The organism is Corynebacterium sp. MSK047 (assembly GCF_030232285.1).
Classification (GTDB): domain Bacteria; phylum Actinomycetota; class Actinomycetes; order Mycobacteriales; family Mycobacteriaceae; genus Corynebacterium; species Corynebacterium jeikeium_D.
The window spans coordinates 72,908-89,840 of sequence record NZ_JASPJI010000007.1; the positions used below are offsets into that span (position 1 = coordinate 72,908).

At 59.4% G+C, this 16,933-nt stretch carries 15 protein-coding genes; 2 read left to right on the forward strand and 13 right to left on the reverse strand.

The window, feature by feature from the left end; translation table 11 throughout:
- Nucleotides 1–110 precede the first annotated feature (110 nt).
- The 3 genes from QP981_RS04225 to lspA all read right to left on the reverse strand — a co-directional run bounded on the left by QP981_RS04225 (nucleotide 111) and on the right by lspA (nucleotide 2,382).
- Nucleotides 111–836 carry a hypothetical protein gene (locus QP981_RS04225; protein ID WP_048734791.1) on the reverse strand — a complete coding sequence of 242 codons (726 nt, stop codon included), beginning with the start codon at nucleotides 834–836 and terminating at the stop codon, nucleotides 111–113.
- Nucleotides 833–1,744, reverse strand: coding sequence for an RluA family pseudouridine synthase (locus tag QP981_RS04230; protein ID WP_284857500.1), 912 nt, complete (start codon nucleotides 1,742–1,744; stop codon nucleotides 833–835). The genes QP981_RS04225 and QP981_RS04230 overlap by 4 nt, the downstream gene beginning before the upstream one ends.
- A 68-nt stretch (nucleotides 1,745–1,812) precedes the next feature.
- Complete coding sequence (lspA, locus tag QP981_RS04235; protein WP_284857474.1) at nucleotides 1,813–2,382, reverse strand: signal peptidase II; 570 nt, start codon at nucleotides 2,380–2,382, stop codon at nucleotides 1,813–1,815.
- A 90-nt stretch (nucleotides 2,383–2,472) separates the two neighbouring features.
- On the opposite strand from lspA, the gene QP981_RS04240 reads away from it, so the two are divergent.
- On the forward strand, nucleotides 2,473–3,501 hold the full coding sequence (locus tag QP981_RS04240) for a hypothetical protein (protein WP_284857473.1): 1,029 nt from the start codon (nucleotides 2,473–2,475) through the stop codon (nucleotides 3,499–3,501).
- A gap of 171 nt (nucleotides 3,502–3,672) precedes the next feature.
- Here QP981_RS04240 and QP981_RS04245 read toward each other — a convergent pair whose 3' ends face one another.
- Entirely contained in the window at nucleotides 3,673–4,377 is a 705-nt protein-coding gene (locus tag QP981_RS04245; protein WP_284870003.1) for a WKL family lipoprotein, read from the reverse strand.
- A 172-nt stretch (nucleotides 4,378–4,549) separates the two neighbouring features.
- Between QP981_RS04245 and QP981_RS04250 the strand changes: the two genes are divergently transcribed.
- Nucleotides 4,550–5,527 carry an asparaginase gene (locus QP981_RS04250; RefSeq protein WP_070607110.1) on the forward strand — a complete coding sequence of 326 codons (978 nt, stop codon included), beginning with the start codon at nucleotides 4,550–4,552 and terminating at the stop codon, nucleotides 5,525–5,527.
- A gap of 1 nt (nucleotide 5,528) precedes the next feature.
- On the opposite strand, the gene QP981_RS04255 is transcribed toward QP981_RS04250, so the two are convergent.
- From QP981_RS04255 to QP981_RS04295, 9 genes are all read right to left on the reverse strand, one after another.
- Nucleotides 5,529–6,191: a sugar O-acetyltransferase gene (locus tag QP981_RS04255; RefSeq protein ID WP_284857472.1), complete on the reverse strand. Its 663-nt coding sequence runs from the start codon at nucleotides 6,189–6,191 to the stop codon at nucleotides 5,529–5,531.
- Nucleotides 6,192–6,257: 66 nt separating this feature from the next.
- Nucleotides 6,258–7,724: a DNA polymerase IV gene (locus QP981_RS04260; protein ID WP_070429553.1), complete on the reverse strand. Its 1,467-nt coding sequence runs from the start codon at nucleotides 7,722–7,724 to the stop codon at nucleotides 6,258–6,260.
- Between the two features lie 15 nt (nucleotides 7,725–7,739).
- Complete coding sequence (ileS, locus tag QP981_RS04265; RefSeq protein WP_284857471.1) at nucleotides 7,740–11,000, reverse strand: isoleucine--tRNA ligase; 3,261 nt, start codon at nucleotides 10,998–11,000, stop codon at nucleotides 7,740–7,742.
- A gap of 420 nt (nucleotides 11,001–11,420) precedes the next feature.
- On the reverse strand, nucleotides 11,421–12,434 hold the full coding sequence (locus tag QP981_RS04270; RefSeq protein WP_284857469.1) for a DivIVA domain-containing protein: 1,014 nt from the start codon (nucleotides 12,432–12,434) through the stop codon (nucleotides 11,421–11,423).
- 398 nt (nucleotides 12,435–12,832) lie between these two features.
- Nucleotides 12,833–13,132, reverse strand: a complete 300-nt coding sequence (locus QP981_RS04275) for a YggT family protein (RefSeq protein WP_048731166.1) — start codon at nucleotides 13,130–13,132, stop codon at nucleotides 12,833–12,835.
- 63 nt (nucleotides 13,133–13,195) lie between these two features.
- Nucleotides 13,196–13,717 carry a cell division protein SepF gene (gene sepF / locus QP981_RS04280; RefSeq protein WP_070833944.1) on the reverse strand — a complete coding sequence of 174 codons (522 nt, stop codon included), beginning with the start codon at nucleotides 13,715–13,717 and terminating at the stop codon, nucleotides 13,196–13,198.
- Between the two features lie 122 nt (nucleotides 13,718–13,839).
- Nucleotides 13,840–14,562 (reverse strand): peptidoglycan editing factor PgeF, encoded by a 723-nt coding sequence (pgeF, locus tag QP981_RS04285; protein WP_187400343.1) that lies wholly within the window; start codon nucleotides 14,560–14,562, stop codon nucleotides 13,840–13,842.
- A gap of 6 nt (nucleotides 14,563–14,568) precedes the next feature.
- Entirely contained in the window at nucleotides 14,569–15,888 is a 1,320-nt protein-coding gene (ftsZ, locus tag QP981_RS04290) for a cell division protein FtsZ (protein ID WP_187400342.1), read from the reverse strand.
- 268 nt (nucleotides 15,889–16,156) lie between these two features.
- Nucleotides 16,157–16,933 carry a cell division protein FtsQ/DivIB gene (locus QP981_RS04295; protein ID WP_049192950.1) on the reverse strand — a complete coding sequence of 259 codons (777 nt, stop codon included), beginning with the start codon at nucleotides 16,931–16,933 and terminating at the stop codon, nucleotides 16,157–16,159.

Sequence of the window (16,933 nt, forward strand, 5' to 3'; positions counted from 1 at the left end):
CTTTTCGTTCTTGTTGAAACTGACTGCGTACTGGCAGCAGAGTTCTAGCCGCTTCATCCTAGTCGTTTGGACTTGGCCGCTTAGTCCTGGCTTCTATTAGGTCTGGCCGCTTAGTTCTGGCTCAGCCCCGGCGCAAAGAGCGGATCTTTATCCGTGAAGCCGGAACTCAGCACCGGGCGAATACCAAAACGGCCACGCGCCGCATCTGACGGCAGCGCCTCGACAGCTTTCACATCGGGCATTTTCTTGACATCCATCAACGATTCAGCGTCACCATAGACCAGTAAACCGTTGAAGCCGAGCCGTTCGTCGTCAATCGCGACGTCTGCGTAAGCAGCCGCTAACTCCAGCTGATCTTGCAGCAGCTTTTCTTCGCTCGCTGTTTTACTCGGCTGCGGCAAATACCGGGTGCTCACACCGCCGATGATTGCAGTCGATACTCGCAGAGAGGGCTCTTTTTCATAGACCTGTGCCGCTTCTTGCGCATCGAGCAGCCGGTCAAAAGTCACCATCGCCCAGAACTTCGGGTCCTCCACGACTGGCTGGCCGGTCTTTAGCCGGTAGTCCTCTTTCTTCATATTCGCGAGGGACTCGTCGGCACGCTCTACGTACTGCTCGGTTGCTTCCCACGGGTCCGGGCCGAGCGCATCGCCGTTGAGGTTCTGCGGCTTGCTTACCCGATCGGAGGTCGAAGCGACTGCTAACACAATCACCAAAATGACAACACAGAAACCAGAGATCAGTGCCATCACTGGCGAAATACTGCCGTCACCAGTGCTTTTCGCACGAGTTTCACGGCGTGGTGGGTTCTTGGATCCTGATGGGGTCTGCGTCATGCGCTCTGCCTCAAAACTTCCAATGCGTGGTTCAAATCATCTGGGTATGGACATTCGATTTCCATCCAGCGTCCATCTGCCGGATGGTGGAAACCAAGCGAGACCGCGTGAAGCCACTGGCGGTTGAGCCCCAGCCGCTTGGCCAATGCCGGATCGGAACCGTACATGGGATCGCCGCAGCATGGGTGATTCAGCGCAGAGAAGTGCACGCGAATCTGGTGCGTGCGCCCAGTCTCTAGATTCACCTTCAGCAGCGTTGCTGGGGCGAAGGCCTCAAGCGTTTCGTAGTGCGTCACAGCATGCTTGCCATCCTGGCGGACGGCAAAGCGCCAACCCGCCGAAGGGTGACGGCCAATCGGCGCATCAATTGTCCCCGACAGCGGATCCGGATGCCCCTGAACCAGAGCGTGATAGGTCTTGGACACCTCACGGTTTTTGAACGCCCGCTTGAGCACGGAGTAGCCCCGTTCGGAGCAGGCGACAACCATCACGCCAGAGGTGCCAACATCGAGGCGATGTACGATGCCTTTTCGCTCGGGCGGACCGGAGGTAGAAATGCGGAAACCAGCAGCCGCCAGTCCGCCGATAACCGTTGGGCCTTCCCAACCGACCGACGGATGTGCGGCCACACCGACAGGCTTGTGAACAGCCACCAAATCGGAGTCGTGGTAGAGCACGTCCATGCCCTCGACGAGTTCTTCTTTGGGAACCAATGGCTTTTCCACCGGCGGTAACAACACAGAGAGGAAAGCGTTTTCTTCCAGTCGGTCGGACTTGCCAACGCTCACGCCATCGACCGTGATGTCCCCAGCCGCTGCCAAATCAGCCACCGCGGTGCGCGAGAGTCCCAGCAATTTAGACACACCGGCGTCTACCCGCATACCGGCCAAGCCCGGTGGAACGGGCATCTGCCGGGTTTCTCGGTCGGGCTGGTGCGCTCCCCCGAGTGCTGCACCGGTATTTACTGCATTGTCGTTCACTGCTGTCCTCCCTCCGCCGACTGCTTATGATCCGTCTGGGAAGATTTCTTCTCCGCTGCAATCTGATCAGCGAAGAGATCCGGCTCCTTGGAAAAAACCATCCAGATAACGAGGATAATAACGCCCACTGTAATCGCGGAGTCCGCGATATTAAATACGGCAAAACCCTTAACCGACAGGAAATCGACGACGTGGCCGACGTAGAAACCGGGTTCCCGAAACAGCCTATCGATGAGGTTGCCCAGCGCACCACCAGCAATAAGCCCCGCCGCAGTCGCCGATATAGGACTGCGCAACCAATGGGAAAAGCACATCACAGCCAGGATGTAAACCAGCTGCAACGTAGTAAAAACCCAGGTGGCGTTCGTGCCAAAGGAAAAGGCTGCACCGGGGTTAAAAACGAGCCGCAACTCGAAGAGATCGCCGATCACCTGCACCGCAGGACGGCCATCGAGAGTCTTCAAAGCGATAATCTTGGTCAGCTGATCAATGATCGCAACTGACACAATAACCGCAGCGAGAATCCCCCGCCGCGGGAAATATGTCCTCGTTTCCTTCTTAGTCACTGTCCCATAATGGCCTAACAAACCCATATTCAGCCAACTGACACCGCCCGGGTGGTTCCTATCCACCGCGAAACCGGTACGCTAACCGGTGTGACTCGACGTTTCCAATCTCAGTTTGTTCCGGCCTCCACTGCTTTACGACGTGCAGGAGACACCACCTCCTCGTGGTTCCGTCGACCTAGCCGCAGCGACCAGCCTGGTCACACCAAGCATGGCCTGCTGGCGAGGGTCGGCACCGCTGTTGTTGCCGCTACCACTGTGGTGTCATTGGCCGCGTGCTCGTCGGAAAGCTCGGTGGAAACGCAACCCGTGGACGTTGCACAACCCAAGGTCGAATTGACCAGTGCTGGTAGCGGTGAGCTGGCGAGCGTGCGCTGGAAGGACGACGGTGCAGAGCAGGAGTCGACCGTGGCGGTGACGCAGGGCTTCGCGCAGCGTGGCGGAAACGCCAATAGCGACCAGACGTTCCCGGACACCCGCCTGGAAATCCCCCTGACCAGCACTGTTACCAGCGATAACGATACTCGTGTGGTGACGTCAGAGGTGGGTAAACCCCACGGCTCCAACGATGAGCTGAATGAGGATATCGCTACCGCACAGGGCTTTATCTCTGATTGGTCAACAACGGCCACTGGTGAGGTCAAGGAACTCAAACTGGGAGCGCCGGAGAAGGCGACCGACACCGCTCGCGCTGGTGTGGAGATGGCGCTGCAACAGCTGCATTCCGTACCTATCGTCTTCCCCTCCGAGGACATCGGAAAGGATGCAACCTGGACGGTCGAAAGCGAGGTCGAAGGCCAGACCACGATGACGCAGAAGGTGACCTATACCCTGCTCAGCCGTGCGGGCGACATTGTTAATTTGAAGGTCGATGTCAAGCAGGTGCCGACCGTCACCGAGTTGGACACTGGCGGCGAGGGTGCACTGAAGGTTGTCGAGGCCACGACTGACATGCTTGCCGACCGCGTCACCATCGACCTGACTAAGCCGCTTCCGATGAAGGGCAACATCGACTTTGTGACCTCCGTGACCTACGGCGACGGCAACTCCGATGTGCGCATCACTCAGCAGACGCACCGCGGGCTGGAGTTTAAGGACGGCAGCGGGTCGAAGAAGTAGCCCAGAAGAAATAGCTCTGGCCAGCGCAAGGTTAGAAGACGAGAAAGTGTCTAGGTTTATGTCACTTTTCTGCCCAAAAAATGGGCGGAACTGTCATAAACCTAGACACTTTCTTTTGTCTGCCCCAGTGCACCCGACCGGACTAGGCTGTGATACCTGGCCCGATGGCGCCTAAGCCGGTGGAGGCGGAGGAGGCGCGTCCTCCGCCGGAGCCGGAGCCGGGGCCGGCGCAGGAGGCGGGACCTCCTCAGCCGGCGGTTCAGGTGCAGGAGGCGGAACTTCCTCAGCGGGTGGTTCGGGCGCCGGAGCCGGGGCTGGCTCCTCGACCGGTGCTGGGGCCTCCTCGACCGGAGCCTCTTCAACTGGGGCTTCTTCCTCCGGCTCAGGCGGCGGCGGAGGGGTTTCGCCCGGCGCGAGACAGAACCCCGGCTTGTGCTCCGGATCAAGCGTCGATGCCAGGTTGCAGGCCCATTCCTTGCTCAGCATCCAACGGCCATCCCTGTAAATGAAGTCCACCTGATCCACGAGCATCGGATCTTCCTCCGGGCGGAGGATATTGACGCCGGCTACGGCCTGCTTCGTCGTGAAGCCGGGCGTGATCGGATCAATGACATCAAAGCTGATTTCCTGCTCATTGGCACTATTGGTGACAATGTCGAAGAAATCGCCGGCAGTATCTCCGTCCTCGATGGTCAGCGCCTTTTCCTCGATAGGTAAATCGGGGTTGATAAGGCGTGCGAGGACGTCGTTAAGCTCTGCGCGCGTCGGCAGCATGATGACTGGTTCCGCCGAGCTGGATGTCTTCGATTCAGTCGTCGGCGCTGCAGTATTGCCACCACCGCAGGCAGCGAGCCCAAGTGCGCTGACCGAGACCATTGCCGCTACTGTCACACCACGCGCTGTGCGCCAACGCATTCCGCTAACGCGCTGGTTGCAGGGGACTTTCATATGTGCACTACTCCAATAAAATCTGCATGAAGATTCGCTGGCTTCACGCCTTCCATAATCCTACACAAGGCCAAAACAACGCCTGGGTAAGATGGTGGACATGTCGACTCAGGATCATTCCCCGGCTAGCTCGGCCTCGTCTAGCACGGCCTCCCCTCGCCGAATCGTTGTCATCACCACCGGCGGCACCATCGCCTGCACCACGGATCACAGCGGTGCGCTAACCCCGACCATCTCGGGCACGGAGCTCGTCGCAGCGGTCGCGCAGCGTTATCCAGAGGGCATGTTAGAGCTGGAGGTTCGTGAGCTCGGGATGCTGGACTCGTCGAATCTCGCGTTCACCGACGTTGACCGTATTCTCGCCACTATTCACGAAGTGCTTGACGACGACTCCGTGGACGGTGTCGTCGTAACTCATGGCACGGACACGATGGAGGAAACGGCCATGGCTGCCGATATTTTCCATGCTGACTCGCGTCCGGTTGTCTTTACTGGTGCACAACTTCCCTATGATCATCCGGAAACCGACGGACCGGGGAACCTCTTTGAGGCCGTGACCATTGCTTCCGATGCCTCTGCGCAGGGAATTGGCGTTCTTATTGTCTTTGGCCACGCAGTCTTGCCGGTACGAGGTGCGACGAAGTGGCACACAACCGATCCTTTGGCTTTTGCCACTAATGCACCGGAGGAGCCGGTTCGTCCAGATCCGCTGCCTCTGGCGGCTTTGGCGGGCTCGAAGGTAGAGATTATCCCCGCCTACTTGGGTGCAGATGGATCACTGCTGGATTCGGCAGTCGCCGCCGGTGCACGCGGCATTGTCGTAGAGGGCCTGGGGTCGGGCAATGTCTCCGATGAGTTTGCCGCTGCCATTGACCGGGCCATTGCGGCTGATGTGACCGTCGTGATGGCAACGCGCGTTCCGCGCGGTGATGTCCACGCCGCCTACGGCGGTGCCGGTGGCGGTGCGACGCTGGCTCGGCACGGTGTGATTAGCGCTGGTTGCGTGCATGCACCGCAGGCGCGCATCATTCTCGCCGCCGCGCTGGCTGCGAATGTGCATCCGCAGACGCTGTTCTAATTCACGCCTCGATGATGCGGATGATTTTCGCCGGGTTTCCAGCCACGACTACGCCCGCGGGAACGTCCTTAGTCACCACGGCACCCGCGGCGACCACAGAATTGTCGCCGACGTGAACACCGCCCAGGATGATGGCTCCGCCACCGATCCAGGCATTGCGTCCGATGATGATTTCATCTCCAGACTCTAGATAAGCGGCGCGGGCCTCAGCTCCCAGTGGGTGTACTGGTGGAAGCAGCTGCACGTTGGGCCCGAGCTGCGCATAGTCGCAGATTGTCACCTTCACCACGTCAAGTGCGGTGAGCCCAAAGTTGATGAAAACGTTGTCGCCGATGTGGATGTTATCGCCGTAGTCCAGGTAGATCGGCGGGCGAACGGTGCTGCTCTCTCCGAAAGACCCCAGTGCCGGTGCTAGCACTTGCTGTGCTGCCTGCTGGTTTTCGCGGAATGCGACCTCAAATTCAGCGGCCACCTGGCCAATTCGCGCGTTCAGAGCCTGTGATTCCGGATGATCGGCGATATACCACTGACCGTTCAGCATGCGCTGGCGGTTATCCAGACCGTCGTCGGGAAGTGTGGTCGACGGATTCGGATCTCGATCGGTGTTGCGCAACGAGGCGCGGCGAGCTGTCTCAAGCTCTGCAATGCGGGATTCGGTAGTCATAGTGCCCCAGTTTACGGACAGCGCATAAACAGAGCGCCGCGAACGGCATCGAGGCAGGCAACCGCATCAAGCATCCGCGTCGGGGCCGAGTTCGTCTTCGCTTTCCCGTTCAGGTTGCGGCAAGTCGAGAGCTGCTGCTTCGTCGGATGCCAGCCACTCCGGCCAGTCCAAACTGCACACCGCGGAGCACGGGCGCAGCTCCGGGTCGTCCTCCTTCAGCGTAATCATGCGCCCGGGGCCACTGGTGCGGCTTTCAAAGCGGACAGTCACAATCCCGTGCCCCGAACCCTGCACCCAACCATGTCCATACTCGCTGTGGTGCACATCCGAGGTAGGTGCCCACTTGGAATCGGAAAGCCGAACGGTCGGCAACGCACCGGTTCCAGATAGCTCGACCAGGCCGGCGGGAGCGTCGGAAAGCGCAGGTGCTGGCACTCGATCTTCGACGGTGATAGCGCGGTCGAGCTCAGGAAACAGGACTTCTTGTATGTGCGAATCCAGCCCGGAGAAACCGACGCCCACCAGTCGCACTGGGCCGACCTCCGCGGGCGTGAACGCGATTCGGTGCGCCACGGCCATGAGAGTGTCGAAATCCTGTGTGGCATAGGCGAGTGTCTCAGATCGGGTATGGATGCTCAGGTCAGACAGACGCACCTTGCAAGTGATGGTGCGGGCACCACGGCCATCTTTTTTGAGCCGTCGAAAAGCGGACTCACCCGCGCGATCGACGGCGGCGTGGAGCTGGGCCTGCGACTCCAAATCCTCAGGGTAGGTGTACTCCGCCGATACAGACTTGGCGACATCTCGCTCCTTAACCGGCCGATCGTCCGTCCCCTGCGCCAGCTGCCACAGCATCACACCGGTTTTGGATGTCAGCGAAACCTCGACATCGCGCTGGGACATGGCGGCAAAATCACCGATCGTCTCCACGCCCAGCGTGTGCAATTTTGCAGCGGTGACAGGGCCGATGCCCCAGAGCTTCTCTACCGGTAATGGGTGTAGAAGCTCGTGATTGCGTGCGGGGTCCAGCACGTACACGCCATCGGGTTTCGCCAGGCCTGACGCAATTTTCGCGAACTGCTTGCCCGCGCCCGCGCCTATCGACGAGGCCAAGCCGGTCTCCCGCCGAATATCTGCCCGCAGCTGCTCCGCCCAGGCAATGACCTGCTCCTTCGAGGCGCCTTGCAGCTCTTCGGGTTCCATGAAAGCCTCGTCAACGCTGAGCTGCTCGACCACGGGCACGCGCTCGCGGATTACAGAGAACACGCGGCGCGACACCGGCCCGTAGATGCCCTTGCGCGCGCTGACCGTCACTGCGGTCGGTGGCATGAGACGACGTGCGCGAGCCATCGGCATAGCCGAGTGCGCGCCGTACGCGCGGGCCTCATAGGAGGCACCGGCGACCACACCTCGACCACCCAGCCCGCCGACGAGAACTGGCCGCCCGCGCAGAGTCGGGCGAGTGAGCTGCTCGACGGACGCGAAGAACGCGTCCATGTCGATGTGCAGAACCCACCGCCCGGAAGTCGGCATAGAGATTACTCTCCCCTACTGCTTGGCAATATCCGCCGAGCAGCCGTCCGCCACGTCGTAGCTCAGGGACTCTCCGCCAGCGACGACCTCGAAAGCGGTTGCGAGAACTTCCCGGGCGATGAGGTCAGCGTGGCGGTTGGCCCACTCCTCACGCTCGGCCGGCACCTGCAACTTCACCGAAATGCGGTCGGTGACCTCAAGGCCAGCGTTCTTGCGGGCATCCTGCAGACCACGGATGCGGTCAGCGGCCCAACCGCGGGACTCCAGGTCCTCGTCGAGCTCAGTGTCGAGCACAACCAGGCCATTGACGCCGTCGACCTCAGCGGTGGAATCTGGCGAGATCGCGACCAGGTTGCGGGTGTACTCACCCTCCTGCAGCGGAATACCATCGGCGACAACCGTGCCGTCGGCAACCTCGTAGTTGCCAGACTTCACAGCCTTAATGACCTTCTGGACGTCCTTACCCAGGCGTGGACCGGCCACGCGAGCGTTAACGGAGACTTCGAAACGTCCCACCGAGTCCACGTCGGAGGTGAACTCCACCTTGTCGACGTTGGCCTCGGAGGAAACGATGTCGGTGTACTCACGCAGACGCTCGGCATCCGGGAATGCCAGGGTCAGCTTCTTCAGCGGCAAGCGGTTACGCAGCTGGTTGGCCTTGCGGATGCGCGATGTTGCCGAGCAGACATTGCGGACAATGTCCATGGACTCAACGAGTTCGTCATCGGTCGGCAGCTTGTCGACGTCCGGCCAATCCTCCAGGTGCACCGAGCGGCCGCCAGTGAGCGAGCGCCAGATGACCTCGGTGGCCATCGGCAGCAGCGGAGCAGCCACGCGGGTGAGAACCTCCAGCACCGTGTACAAGGTATTGAAGGCCTCTGGGTGCTTGACATCGCCGGCCCAGAAGCGGTCGCGGGAGCGGCGCACGTACCAGTTGGTCAGTGCGTCACAGAACTGACGGACCTCATCGGTGGCAGAAGCAATGTCAGTGTTGTCCAGGCACTCAGTAACAGCACGGACGGTTGCTGCAAGCTTGGCCAGGATGTACTTGTCCAGGATGTTGTCGGAGTCTACCGACCACTCGGCCGGTTTGGAAGCGTAGAGCTGCAGGAACGAGTATGCGTTCCACATCGGCAGCAGCGCCTGGCGCACGCCCTCACGAATACCCTGCTCGGTGACAATCAGGTTGCCGCCGCGCAGAATCGGGCTGGACATGAGGAACCAGCGCATGGCGTCGGAGCCGTCGCGGTCGAAGACCTCGTTGACGTCCGGGTAGTTGCGCTTGGACTTACTCATCTTGTTGCCGTCATCGCCCAACACGATGCCGTGGGCGACGACCTTCTTGAACGCCGGGCGGTCAAACAGTGCAACCGACAGGACGTGAAGCAGGTAGAACCAGCCGCGGGACTGGCCGATGTACTCCACAATGAAGTCGGCCGGTGCGTGGGACTCGAACCACTCCTTGTTCTCGAACGGGTAGTGGAACTGCGCAAACGGCATGGAACCGGAGTCGAACCAGACATCCAAGACATCCGGGACGCGGCGCATCATGGACTTACCGGTCGGGTCGTCCGGGTTCGGACGAACCAGCTCGTCAATCTCCGGGCGGTGCAGTGTGGTCGGGCGAACGCCGAAGTCCGCCTCCAGCTCATCGAGGGAACCGTAGACGTCGACACGCGGGTACTCGTCGTTGTCGGAAACCCACACTGGAATAGGCGAACCCCAGTAGCGGGTACGGGAGATGTTCCAGTCACGTGCGCCCTCGAGCCACTTGCCGAACTGACCGTCGCGGACGTGCTCCGGCATCCACTCAATCTCGTTGTGGTTGAGCTCCACCATGCGCTCGCGGATCTTGGTAACGGACACAAACCAGCTCGGCAGTGCCATGTAGATCAGCGGCTCGCCCGAACGCCAGGAGTGCGGGTAGGAGTGCTCGATGGTGCGGTGCTGGACGACGCGGCCAGCGGCCTTCAGGTCACGGATGATGTCCTTATTGGCGTCAAAGACCAACTTGCCCTGGTACTCCGGCACCTGTGAAGTGAACTTACCGTCCATGTCCACCGGAATGATGACATCAATGCCGTATTCATTACAGGTGTTCATATCGTCTTCACCGAAGGCCGGCGCCTGGTGGACCACACCAGTACCGTCCTCGGTGGTGACATAGTCGGCCACCATGATCTGGAAAGCGTTCGGGTGATCTGCGAAGTAGTCGAAGATCGGCTGATAGGTCAGGCCTTCCAGGTCAGCACCAGCGAAGGTAGCCACGACCTCGTGTTCCTTGCCCAATTCCTTGGCGTAGGCACCAATCAGTGCTTCTGCCAGCAGGAAGGTCTTACCTGCAAACTCCGGCACGGAGGAATCCTCGCCGACCTTAACTACGGCGTAGGTGACCTTCGGGTTCACGGCCAGACCAAGGTTGGACGGCAGCGTCCACGGCGTGGTGGTCCAAGCGATAGCCGCAGTGTCAGCGAGCACCGGGTTGTCCGCCAGCGTCTTCTCCGCTGCCGAGCCTGCCTTGGCGCCGGTGAACGGGAAAGTCACGGTCAGGGTCGGGTCCTGCCGCATCTTGTAGGAGTCATCCAGGCGGGTCTCCTGGTTGGACAGCGGGGTGTGCTCTGCCCAGGAGTACGGCAGCACGCGGAATCCCTGGTAGACCAGGCCCTTGTTGTAGAGCTCCTTGAAGGCCCAAATCACGGACTCCATGTAACTCATGTCCATGGTCTTGTATCCGCCGTCAAAATCAACCCAACGCGCTTGACGAGTGACATATTCCTTCCACTCGCCCGCGTACCGCAACACCGACTCAGCGCAGTACTTGTTGAAGTTAGCCAGACCCATTTCCTCGATCTGGCCCTTGTCCTTAATACCGAGCTGCTTCTCTGCCTCCAGCTCAGCCGGCAGACCATGGCAGTCCCAGCCAAAGACGCGACCAACCTGGTAGCCACGCATGGTCTTGTAACGCGGAACGATGTCCTTGACGTAACCGGTCAGCAGGTGACCGTAGTGCGGTAGACCGTTGGCGAACGGCGGGCCATCATAAAAGACGTATTCGTCAGCACCATCACGCTGATCGATAGAGGCCTGGAAAGTGCTGTCCTTGCCCCAGTACTCCAGGACCTTTTCTTCCAGCTCCGGGAACTTCGGGCTGGAGGTGTACTTACCAAAGTCAGCAGTGCGCGGATACGCGCCACCTGCCGGAGTGGCCTCAGCAGAGGCATTTACATCGTTCGAATTAGACACCGTTTCTACGTCACTTCCGTGGTCGAACATCATTAATACTCACCACGGGGACGCATGCCTAGCCCCTTCAGCGTTGTTACTGGTGACGCTGAAAAGGAGTCTCGCGCGGTACCACCCCGCTTGGCATCACGCTTTACGACGGTTCTTGCGAACAAGAACCATGCGGTTTCACGCGATAGCCCGCTTATTTAATAAGGCTTTGTAACGGTGCCAAACCGTTCGGTTCTACTGGGCCCATTTTCTACTGGACTGTTCTTCCGAAACGCTCCCCGGTGATGGCCGGCTCATTGCGCGTATGGGTGTCAGTATAGCAGTGTCTCAGGCAACTACTACAACCCTGACCGGAACAAAGAATGCGATTGGTTCGCAGGGAAAGATAACAAAAACCACCGCGCTCTGCCTCCCCTCTCTGTGGAGCCGAGCGTGGTGGTTTTCTACGTGTTGGCTACGTAATTAGTTGTTGTAGCCGTCGGCCGGGGCAGCCGACTCGCGAGAGTTCAAGTCGTCCAGCTGGGACTCCAGGAAGGTCTTCAGGCGGGTGCGGTACTCGCGCTCGAAGATGTGCAGCTCCTCGATGCGCCCCTCCAGAGCGGTCTGCTGCTCCTTGACGGTGGTCATAATCTCGTGGTGCTTGCGCTCTGCATCGTCCTGCAGCGCGGTTGCCTTCTGCTGCGCTGCGGTGATGGTGGCGTTAGAGCGAGCGTCTGCGTCGCTGATCATCTGCTCGCTGCGCTGGCGAGCGTCAGTGAGGGTCGACTCAGACTCGTTGCGGGCATCAGCCAGCAGCTGCTCACTGCGCTCCTTGGCATCAGCCAAAGTTGCTTCTGCCTCATTGCGAGCGTTGGTGATAGTGCGCTCGGCCTCTTCATTGGCCTCTGCCACGGTGCGGTCAGCGTTTTCACGAGCCTCGGTGACAAGCTTGTTGGCCTCAGCATCGGCGTCAGTGGTGACGCGATCAGCGGTGTCCTGAGCAGCCTGCAGGATACGAGCAGCGCGGAGGCTAACTTCCTGCGACTCGGTGCCGGTGCTTGCTGCAACTGCCTGCGGCTGCTCCGCAGCTGCGGAGGAAGCCTGCTGTGCAGAAGCCTCTGCCTCAGAAGCACGCTTCTCAAGAGCATCCAGACGATCCTGGTAGTGAGCCTCAATCTCCTGCTGCTGAGCGCTCAGGCGCTCGTTGTACTCAGCGCGCAGCTCCTGCTCAATTTCCTTGCGCAGCTTGTCCTCATCGACAGCCGGCGCCGCAGCCGCAGCACCGGAAGAAGCGTAGTCTGCGCCGCTACCCTGCTCTAGCTGACCTTCAAGGTCCTCAACGCGCTGGCGCAGCTCAGCGTTTTCATCCTGGAGCTCACCCAGTGCGTCCTCTACGAGGTCGAGGAACTGATCGACCTCGTCCTCGTTGTAACCACGCTTGCCAATCGGAGGCTTGCTGAAAGCCACATTATGCACATCAGCCGGAGTCAACGGCATGGTGAGTTCCCCTAACACTTTGAGCGGACAGTTCTTAAGAAATCTTAAGAGAATTATTTCCAGTAGTACTGTTTACCCGGCCAATCCTACCTGCTCTAGTCACAGTCCTCACCCCATTTATTTTGGGCAGGACTCTATCCCCCACGTTCTAACCAATGGCAAAGTTCTAGTAAAACGTTAAACCTCGCCCTTACCCTGCACCTTTAGCCACAGAACTTTACCCCCGACACAATAAAAACCCATTGGGGATTACATTCCCCAACGGGTTCCTATTATTGCCCCCGATTAACACCCCCGGTAGCAATTCAATGCCCGAGAACATCACATTCGGGACAGTCAAAACAACACAGCTCCACCGAAATCCACATTGTGGACCCCAAGCAAACAGTTAGCGATATTTACGCCACCGCGCCGAGAGCTACCTGCAGCACCATTCGCAGAATCATAAGGATAAAGAACAAAACAAGCACAGACATGTCCACCATCACGTTGCCCATCGGCATAGGCGGGATGAGTCGGCGCAACAGCTTCACCGGCGGGTCGGTAATGACAAAAACAACTTCGCCAATCGACGAAAACACCCTGCCTGGTCGCCAAGAGCGAGAAAATGACTGAATCATTTCAATCACAATGCGAGCCAACAGCAGATAGGTGAAAAGCTTCAGCAGGATTAGCAGAACTAGCAGTAGTGAAGACACGAATAAACAGTCTAGCTAATTGATCGAAATACGAAACACTAACAAGCCATGCGAGCCGGCTGACTAGCCGGACATCCGGTCGAACTGGCCCTCGTTGACATCGCAGCCATGCGGGTACAGGGTGAACACGGAGCCGTCAGCCTTGATTCGACCGCGCAAACCGAAAACCAGTCCAGCAACGAAGTCGACGTAGCGCTTAGCCTCAGATGGGTCAAGCTCACTCAGATCGAAGGTGACAATGTCACCGTCGCGGAAGTGCGAACCGATGTCCGGAGCCTTGGAGTACTTGTCCTGGAAACCACTTTCCGGCTTGATGAAGACCTGCTCCGGTTCCTTGGTCTCAGCAACGGAGTGCAGGTTGCCGTAGCGGTAGTCCTCCTCGCGGGAGTTCACACTTGCAGCCTCACGTGGAGCCTCTTCGCGCAGCTCGTAGCGGTGACGCTCCGCACGACGCGAGTCGGCATAGGAGTCATCAAAACGCTCCTCGTCACGGCGGTCAAACTCGTCGTAGTGCTCGTCGTAAGCCGCGTCATCAGTCGGGGTAAGACCGAAGAAATTTGAAACCCCACGGAAGAAATCAGCCATCTTCTGCTACGTCCTTCTTAGTGTGCGAATTTAAGTCTGTGCTACCCACAACCTACCGGCTGGGTTGGCAATATCGCATAGACACGCGCAAATTTGGCGCGCCAAAATTACAACTTTGAAACTTAGCCCTGCTCAGGCAGGATTACGATGCCCGCCTGACGGCCGGTCTTCCCCTCCCGCCGGTAGGAAAAGTACTGCTCACTTTCAATAGTGCAGCTGGGCTCGACATTGACATGCCGTACACCGAGGTCATAGAGCTGACGCATCAGGCCGGCGCGCACGTCAACACCGGCAGTCCCCTGCTTCGTTCGCGTCTTCGCTCCGGGTAAATGCTTATCGACGTCATCGGCCATCGACTCAGGCACCTCGTAATTGTGGCCAGAAGCCGCCGCACCGAGAAGCGCATGGATATTCTCGGGCATGGCACCGAGCTCAATCATCTTCTCGACAGATTTACGAACGATTCCGTTGCGGGCGCCGGTTCGCCCCGCGTGTACCGCAGCGGCGACACCCGCATGATCGTCGGAAAGCAAGACGGGAACGCAATCGGCAACGAGTACTACCAGCGCGAGACCCGGCGTGGTCGTGACGATGGCGTCGGTGGCCGGGACAGGCTCAGTTTGTGGTTCGTTGACGACGGTGACCGTGTTGGTGTGAAGCTGCTCCATATAGACGAAGCGGGCACGGTCGATTCCCAGAGAATCGGCCAAGCGCTGGCGGTTGCGTTCGACTGCGGACGGGTCATCGCCGACATGATCTCCAAGATTGAAGGAATCATATGGTGGCAGCGAAAACCCGCCGCGCCGATTCGTCAGAATTTTTCGGCTGCGGCGGGATTCAGTCATGATTTCTTAGAAGCCCCACTCCGGCAGGTCGCTGGAAGCCTGGTAGCCGCCACGACGGTCGTCGCGGTCATCGCGATCCTCGTAACGGTGAGCACCACGGTAGGTGCGGTTTTCCTGCGTACGCGGTGTCGGGTTATCGGTGAACAGACCACCGCTGTTCGGGTTGGTGCGCGGGACAAAGCGGTCGCGATCCTCACGCTCGCGCGGCTGTGCGACCGGGCGCTCTTCCTCCACACGCGGGGCCGGAGCGCCGAGGTTGTCACCGCCCGGCAGTGCGCTGCCCTGTCGCGGTGCCTGCTCAGCGGCCGGACGCGCCTCGGCATCCTGTGTAGCCGGACGTGCAGCGGCACCTGCGGCTGGCTTGTCCAGCGGGTTTCCGTTACCCTGCTCAAAACCGGTAGCAATCACAGTGACGCGAACTTCGTCACCGAGGTTGTCGTCGATGATGGTACCGAAGATGATGTTGGCATCCGGGTCAGCCTTTTCCTCCACGATGGACGCGGCGGCATTGACCTCCATCAAGCCCAGGTCGGAGCCACCGGCGACGGAAATAAGCACACCCTGTGCACCATCCATGGTGGACTCCAGCAGCGGGGAGTTAATGGCCTGAGTAGCGGCGTTCATCACACGGTCGTCGCCGCGTGCGGAACCAACGCCCATCAGAGCCGAGCCAGCCTCAGCCATTACCGAGCGGACGTCGGCGAAGTCGACGTTAATCATGCCCGGAATGGTAATCAGGTCAGTAATACCCTGGACACCGTTGTAAAGAATCTCGTCGGCGAAGCGGAACGCGTCCATCATGGACAGATCCTGTTCACCAATCTGCAGCAGACGCTGGTTCGGAATGGTGATAAGGGTGTCACAGACCTCCTTGAGGGTTTCAATGCCCTCGGCGGCCTGGCGTGCACGGCGCTTGCCCTCGAAGTCGAACGGCTTGGTTACGACACCAACAGTCAGGGCACCGGACTTCTTGGCGATGCTCGCGACAACCGGAGCTGCACCGGTACCGGTTCCACCGCCCTCACCTGCGGTAACGAAGACCATGTCGGCGCCCTTGAGGGTCTCTTCAATCTCGTCCTTGTGGTCTTCCGCGGAAGTGCGGCCAACCTCGGGGTTAGCGCCAGCTCCCAGACCACGAGTTGCCTCACGCCCAATGTCGAGCTTGACATCAGCGTCGGAGAACATCAGGGCCTGCGAGTCGGTGTTGACTGCGATAAATTCGACACCCTTCAGCCCCTCCTCGATCATGCGGTTGACAGCATTGACGCCACCGCCGCCGACACCGACGACTTTGATAACGGCGAGGTAGTTATTCGGGGAGGTCATTGCGCGTTTCTCGCCCTTTCCTATAGGTCCTAAATAATTTCATCTAGCCACGTTGCACATGGGCCGCACGACAGCATTGGCACCGCCGGGCAGTACAGCTCTCCATGACACCGCACGGAAGAAGTGCATCATGGCCGAAAAGCTGTTGACCCCATTGTGGTCGAAAACTGCAAATAATTCAGCGACCTTTTAGCGCGTGTCGCTACCTTAAACCTGCACTTGAGGGATAGTGTTTAGCCACAGAAATCACTCCAGACACCACCATTCTCTACTCTCCCTTAGCAGCGGGTAGTCGGGGGTTGGAGACATTCCAAATCTTCTCGCCACGGTTCAGCACAATCTCCGTCGCGCGTGCCTTTTCTGCCGCATTATCCGAGGACCCGAAGTACACCTCGTATCCATCGGTCAGAAATAGCTTGATCTCTGCCTCGGAAGGAGCGCTAATCCGCTCCACACGGTGTGCAACGGGCTCTGGCAACGCCTTGACGACGTTCAAAACCGCCTTGATAACGCGCGGTTCGGGGTCAACTTTGCCGTCTGTTGGCTCATCCACACGAGGTGCATCAACAACCTCGATGACACCCGCCGGCGGGGCTGCCGTGACGAACTCCTGACCATTTGCGGAAAACAGATGCTCTCCGTCAGTGGCACGGACAAACACCACCGGGGTGAATTCCCGTACCGAAATAGTCACGCCCTGCGGCCACGAACGACTGACAGTCACGCTATCGACCCACGGCTGCCCCGCCACGGAGCGCGCTGAGGCATCCGTGTCCAAGCGAATGAGCTTTTGATTCTCGGAGATACCACTGGCCTCGACAATCGCGTCTTTATCCCCGTGGACGACGCCTTCAACATCGATGTTTTTCACAACCAGCCACGGCGAAAACCACACCACCGCTGCAACGATGGCGATAATCGCGACCAGGCCACCGCCGATGAGCCAGCCGCGTCGCGGGGCGCGCGCTGAACGCCGACGCCGCGACGCTGTTGTGCCCCGGTCTGCACCGTCGGTCTGCTGAGATTGCTTTCGGCTGGTTTTCAC